Below are 5432 nucleotides of genomic sequence, written 5' to 3'. Positions count from 1 at the left end.
GCGGGCGGGGTCGGGATCACCCGGTCGTCGGTGGCGAACAGGCGGCGGCTGGCCCGGTTGATCGCCTGCGCCCGTCCGGCATCGACGCGCAGCAACGGCAGCGGAATCTGGTCGAACAGCGCGTCCAGCGGCGGGCCGTCCGGGGCAGGGCGCGTCATGTTACCACCGACACCACCGCTCCCCGCCCGCGCCGCCGTCCAACAGCCGGTTCCGATCAGCCAGGCGATGCACAGCCCCGCGCCCAGGATCGACCCGAGCATGCCCCGCTGCCACGCCAGCAATATCAATGCGCCAAGGATGGCCAGCGTCAGCCCGGACAGCCCCGCCGCCACCGCGCGTCGCCGCGACAGGTCAAAGCCCATGGCGCGCCATCCGGCGATATAGCGCACCACGACTGAGCCCCAGCGCCTGCGCCGCCTGGGTGACATTATGGTGATGCTCGACCAGCGCCGCCTCGATCATCACACGTTCGCTTTCGTCCAGATCGAAACTGGCGCGGGAGGTTGCCGGGGCCGTGCTCCGGGCGACCGGCGGGGCGAGCAGCGCGGCCTCGATCACGCCCTCTTCACCCAGCAGCAATGCCCGCTCGATCGCGGCGGCAAGGCCGCGGGCCTCGTCGGGCCAATGCGCGGTCGCCAGAAGTGCCTCGGCGGCGGGGGTGAAGCGGGGCGCGGGCCGTCCGTGCCGTTCGGCTGCGATCCGCGCGAAATGGCGGGCGAGCAGCGGCACATCCTCCCGCCGTTCGGCCAGCGAGGGTGCGACGATCTCCACCGCCGCGATCCGCCGGGCGAGCGCGGGCGTGATCGCGCGAGGATCGTCGGCGATGGCGATATAGCGATCCTCGGGCGGCAATTGGTCGAGCAGCCGGGCCTGGGCGATCTCGTCCAGCCGGTCGGGATGGCGGAGCAGCCAACTCGTGCCCCGCTCGGCACCGTCCAGCCGCGCCCAGGCTTGCGGATCGCGCGCGTCGATCCGCTGTATCGGCCGCCCGGCCCCATGGGAGGCGGCATGGAGCGCCGCCGCGATCAGGCCGCGCCCCGCGCCCGATGGCCCGGTCACGACGACACCCGCCATGGTCGGGGCGACACGGCGGATCAGGTCGCGGACGCGGGCGATAGCGGGGCTGTCGCCCAGCAGCCGGGCGGGCTCGGCGGTGCCCTCGGCTGGGACATGATCGCGGGGGGCGGCGCGGCGGCAGGCCGCCAGTTCGATCTTGGCGATCAGCTCGGCATTTCGCCACGGCTTCATCACGAAGTCGCGCGCGCCCGCCTGCATCGCGGTGACGGCCAGCCGGATGCCGCTATGCGCGGTGATGACGATGATGCATGCGCCCGGATCGTCGGCGAGCAGCCTGTCCAGCACCGCCAGCCCCTCCGCCCCGTCGGTCCGCCCGGCGGCATAGTTCAGGTCGAGCAGGATCGCATCGTAGCGCCGGGCCGCCAGCCGCGAAAAGCCTTCCTCCGGCCCCTGCGCCACGTCCAGCCGGTGGCCCGCCAGGTCGATTGCGATCGCCAGCGATTCGGCGATGCGCGGATTGTCGTCGATCACCAGGATGGACAGCGGGCTTGACGCCGGTCCGAACCGTCCATTTTCGGACGGTGCGTCCGAACACGAACGGTCGGATTCGGCCGGGATGGGTGAAAATGGCGTTTTCATAGTGGCTTAGGTTTTTCGCCCGTCCTGGGTGACACTCCATCCATGATGACCGAACAGCCCGTACACGCAAGCGCTCAACCGGGAGCGGCAATGGACCGCGTGATCGTACGCAAGGCGGCGCCCTGGTGGCGCGGCCGTCCGGTGGTGATCGCCGTGTTGCTGGCGATTGGCGCGGTACTGGTCTGGCGGCTGCTGCCCGCCGCCGGGTCGACCGATATCGCCGCCGCCAATGTCGAGACGGGCGAAGTCACGCGCGCCGCGTTCGACGATTATCTGCCCGTCCGTGCCACGGTCACGCCGCGTATCACGACGCTGGTCGGGGTGCTGTCGGGCGGGCAGGTGGAAAAGCTGTTGGCGCAAGACGGCCAGATGGTCGGTGAGGGACAGCCGCTGGCCACGCTCGCCAATCCTCAGCTGAAACTCGACGTCATCACCCGCGAGGCGCAGATCGCCAGCCAGCTGGGCGGCGTGGCGAGCGAGGGGCTGGGGATCGAGCGCAACAAGCTCGACCGCGCGGGGCAGGTGGCGCAGGCCGAATATGACCTCATCAAGGCGCGGCGCGACCTGGGCATCCGGCGTCAGCTTCACGACCAGGGCTTTCTGTCGGATGCGGGCGTCCGCAGCTTCGAGGAGGAGGCCGCCTATCAGGAAAAGCGCCTCGCCCAGCTGAAGTCCGGCCGCGCCACCGAGGCGCGGATCACCGCCACCCAGTCCGCACGCCTGAACGACACCCAGATGCGGCTTTCGGGAAATCTGGCGGCGGTGCGCGCGGGACTGGAGGCGCTGACCATCCGTGCGCCGGCGGGCGGGCGGCTAACCAACTTCACCATCCAGCCGGGCCAGACGCTGAAACCCGGCGACCCGGCGGGGCAGGTCGATAGCGAGGGTTCGTGGAAGCTCGTCGCGCAGGTCGACGAATATTATCTCGGTCGCGTCGCGCCGGGTCAGACCGCGACCAGCTCGGACGGGGCGAAGCTGACCGTGTCCAAGGTGCTGCCTGCCGTGAAGGACGGGCGGTTCCAGGTCGAACTGATCTTCGACAAGGCGCCTGCGGGTCTCAATCGTGGGCAGACGATCGACATCCGCATCACGCTGGGCGCGGCGAGCCGCGCGGTGGTGGCCCCGGTCGGCGGCTGGCTGGAGGCGGGGGGCAGTTCGGCCTTCGTGCTCGATCCCGACGGCGCCCATGCCCGCCGCCGCGCCGTCCGTATCGGCCGCCGCAATCCCGAACAGGTGGAGGTCCTCTCCGGCCTCAATCCCGGCGAGCGCATCGTCATCAGCAACACCGCGTCCGTGAAGGGCGACATCCTGAACATCCGATAAGGGGGAAGACCGATGATCCGACTGGAAGGCATTCAACGCCGCTACGTCTCCGACGAGGTCGAGACGACCGCGCTGCACGATATCGACCTGCACGTCGCGGCGGGCGAGTTCCTGGCCATCATGGGGCCGTCGGGCTGCGGCAAGTCGACGCTGCTCAACACGCTGGGCACGGTCGATCGGCCGACGGGCGGGCGGTATATGTTCGGCGACCGCGACCTGGCGGCGATGGGTGAGAAGGACCTGGCGAAGTTCCGCGCCGAGACGCTGGGTTTCGTCTTCCAGAGCTTCAACCTGATCGACGAGCTGACCATCGAGGAGAATGTCGCGCTGGGGCTCGCCTATCGCGGCGACGTGGGGGACCGTCGTGGGCGAGTGGCCGCTGCGATGGACAAGGTCGGCATCGCGCACCGCGCGCGCCACTTCCCGCACCAGCTGTCTGGCGGGCAGCAGCAGCGCGCCGCGATCGCCCGCGCCATTGTCGGCGACCCCAAGCTGATCCTCGCGGACGAGCCGACCGGCAACCTCGACACCGCCAATGGCGAGCAGGTGATGAACATCCTGACCGGGCTGAACGAAGCGGGGGCGACCATCGTGATGGTGACCCATTCGCCCAGCCATGCCGACCTCGCCAAGCGCCGCATCGACATGCTCGACGGCCGCATCGTTGCCAGCGCCATGCGCGCGATCTGAAAGGACATTCCGATGAAGACGATGATCTCCGCCATCGCCCTGTTCTCGCTCCCCGCCATTGCCGCACCCGCACAGGACAATGCGCTGACGACGCGCGGCTACGACCTTCGCGGCTTCGACCGGATCGATGTCGGCGGGTGCGATATCGTGACCGTTTCGCTGGGCTCCGGCTATACCGTGTCGGCGCGGGGGCGGGCGGCCAATATCGACGCGCTGCGTATCGACGCGAATGGCGGCGCACTGCGCATCCGCCGCGAGGACAATAGCTGCACCGGTCATGACCGCCGCGTCGCGATCGCCGTCACGCTGCCCGCGATCAAGGCGGTCAAGCTCAGCGGTGCGGTCGAGATGAACCTGCCCGCCCTCGAGGCACCCGCCTTCGCGGCGGATGCCAGCGGTGCGAGCGTGCTCCGCCTTGCGGCGCTGCGCAGCGGCATGGCCAGTTTCGGTCTGTCGGGGGCGAGCGAGGCGACGGTCCGCAGCCTGCGCGCCGAGCGCGCCAAGCTGGACACGTCGGGGGCGAGCGTCCTTCGCGCGGGCGGCGATGCGCGCCAGTTGACCATCGACAGCAGCGGGACGAGCGAGGTGAACACCCGCGCCCTGTCCGTATCCCAAGTCACGATCGGTGCCAGCGGCACGGCCCATGTTCGCGTCGGGGCCGCCGAATACGCGAATGTGAGCGCCAGCGGCATGGCCAATGTCAGCGTCGAGGGAAATCCCCGCTGCACCGTCGCCAAGAGCGGACTGGCCCGCATCGCCTGCGGTCGATGACCGTCTTGTCCGGGGGACTGCAATCATGAACCGCTTCGCGCTTCTGTCGCTCTATCGCTCGCTTGTGCGGCACAAGCTCTATACCGCGCTCAACATTGGCGGCCTGGCGGTGGGTATCGCCGTCTTCCTGGTGCTGGGCCTCTATGTTCGGTTCGAGACAGGGTATGAGAAATGGCTGCCGGGTCATGACAAGCTGTATCTGGTCGAGGAATATTGGAACATGCCGGGCAGCCCGGCCAATGGCTATTCCACCGGCACGATGGGCGGCCTGATCGACCAGCTTCGCGAGGATTTTCCGGATACCGTCGGAACGCGCATCCAGGTCATTAACGCCAATGTCGTGCGCGGGGGGACCGCAACCAGCGAGACATTCGCCTATGCCGACCCGAATTTCCTCGACATCGTTCGCCTGCCGATCGTCGCCGGGGATGCCGCCCATGCGTTGCAGGCGCCAGACACTGTCCTGATCAATGAGACGATCGCAAAACGCTACTTCCCCGGTCGCAATCCGATCGGGCAGACGATGACCCTGACGACCATCGGCACGACGGCCAATTACCGAGTCGCAGGTATCTTCCGCGACCTGCCACCCAATACCGAGTTGTCCTATTCTATCCTTGCCAAGATGCCCAGTCCGCACCCGGACAAGATGTGGTTCCATTGGGGCAGCGGGCGGGTCTGGACGATCCTGTGCTTTGATACCCCGCAGGCGGTGAAGGACCGGCAGGCACGGATGCGCAGCTTCGTCGACCGGCGGGGACGCAAGGATCAGGGGCCTTCGATCAAGAACCTCAGCCTGAAAATTAACCCGATCGCCGACATCCATCTGCAAAATACGCCGGGTCGCAAGATGACGGTAGCGACTTTGGGGATCGTCGGCGTGCTGACCCTGCTGATCGCGATCGTCAATTATGTGAACCTGGCAACGGCACGGGCCGGGCTGCGCGCGCGGGAGGTTGCGATGCGCAAGGTGCTGGGGGCGGGGCGGGGTG

General features: G+C 68.3%; 5 protein-coding genes and 1 pseudogene. 4 read left to right on the top strand and 2 right to left on the bottom strand.

The window, feature by feature from the left end; all coding sequences use genetic code 11:
• Positions 1-392: pseudogene (locus NS355_RS16750) on the bottom strand (hypothetical protein); the annotation flags it as partial.
• Positions 352-1656, bottom strand: coding sequence for a sigma-54-dependent transcriptional regulator (locus tag NS355_RS16745; protein WP_084788068.1), 1305 nt, complete (start codon positions 1654-1656; stop codon positions 352-354). The pseudogene NS355_RS16750 and the gene NS355_RS16745, both read right to left, overlap by 41 nt.
• Positions 1657-1746: 90 nt before the next feature.
• On the opposite strand from NS355_RS16745, the gene NS355_RS16740 reads away from it, so the two are divergent.
• The 4 genes from NS355_RS16740 to NS355_RS16725 all read left to right on the top strand — a co-directional run.
• On the top strand, positions 1747-2979 hold the full coding sequence (locus tag NS355_RS16740; protein ID WP_058746721.1) for an HlyD family efflux transporter periplasmic adaptor subunit: 1233 nt from the start codon (positions 1747-1749) through the stop codon (positions 2977-2979).
• 12 nt (positions 2980-2991) lie between these two features.
• On the top strand, positions 2992-3669 hold the full coding sequence (locus tag NS355_RS16735) for an ABC transporter ATP-binding protein (protein WP_058746720.1): 678 nt from the start codon (positions 2992-2994) through the stop codon (positions 3667-3669).
• A gap of 12 nt (positions 3670-3681) precedes the next feature.
• Positions 3682-4440, top strand: a complete 759-nt coding sequence (locus NS355_RS16730; RefSeq protein ID WP_058746719.1) for a GIN domain-containing protein — start codon at positions 3682-3684, stop codon at positions 4438-4440.
• 25 nt (positions 4441-4465) lie between these two features.
• Positions 4466-5432 (top strand): ABC transporter permease (locus tag NS355_RS16725; protein ID WP_167345485.1); only part of this gene is annotated, 967 nt, incomplete at its 3' end.

The sequence above is a fragment of the Sphingomonas yabuuchiae genome (assembly GCF_001477495.1).
Lineage (GTDB): Bacteria > Pseudomonadota > Alphaproteobacteria > Sphingomonadales > Sphingomonadaceae > Sphingomonas > Sphingomonas yabuuchiae_A.
This window is presented reverse-complemented; position numbering and strand designations above follow the sequence as displayed.

Bases quoted from the DNA above. Each gene is read 5' to 3' on its own strand.
- NS355_RS16745 (WP_084788068.1), bottom strand. From the start codon at position 1,656: ATGAAAACGCCATTTTCACCCATCCCGGCCGAATCCGACCGTTCGTGT.
- NS355_RS16730 (WP_058746719.1), top strand. From the start codon at position 3,682: ATGAAGACGATGATCTCCGCCATCGCCCTGTTCTCGCTCCCCGCCATT.
- NS355_RS16735 (WP_058746720.1), top strand. From the start codon at position 2,992: ATGATCCGACTGGAAGGCATTCAACGCCGCTACGTCTCCGACGAGGTC.
- NS355_RS16740 (WP_058746721.1), top strand. From the start codon at position 1,747: ATGGACCGCGTGATCGTACGCAAGGCGGCGCCCTGGTGGCGCGGCCGT.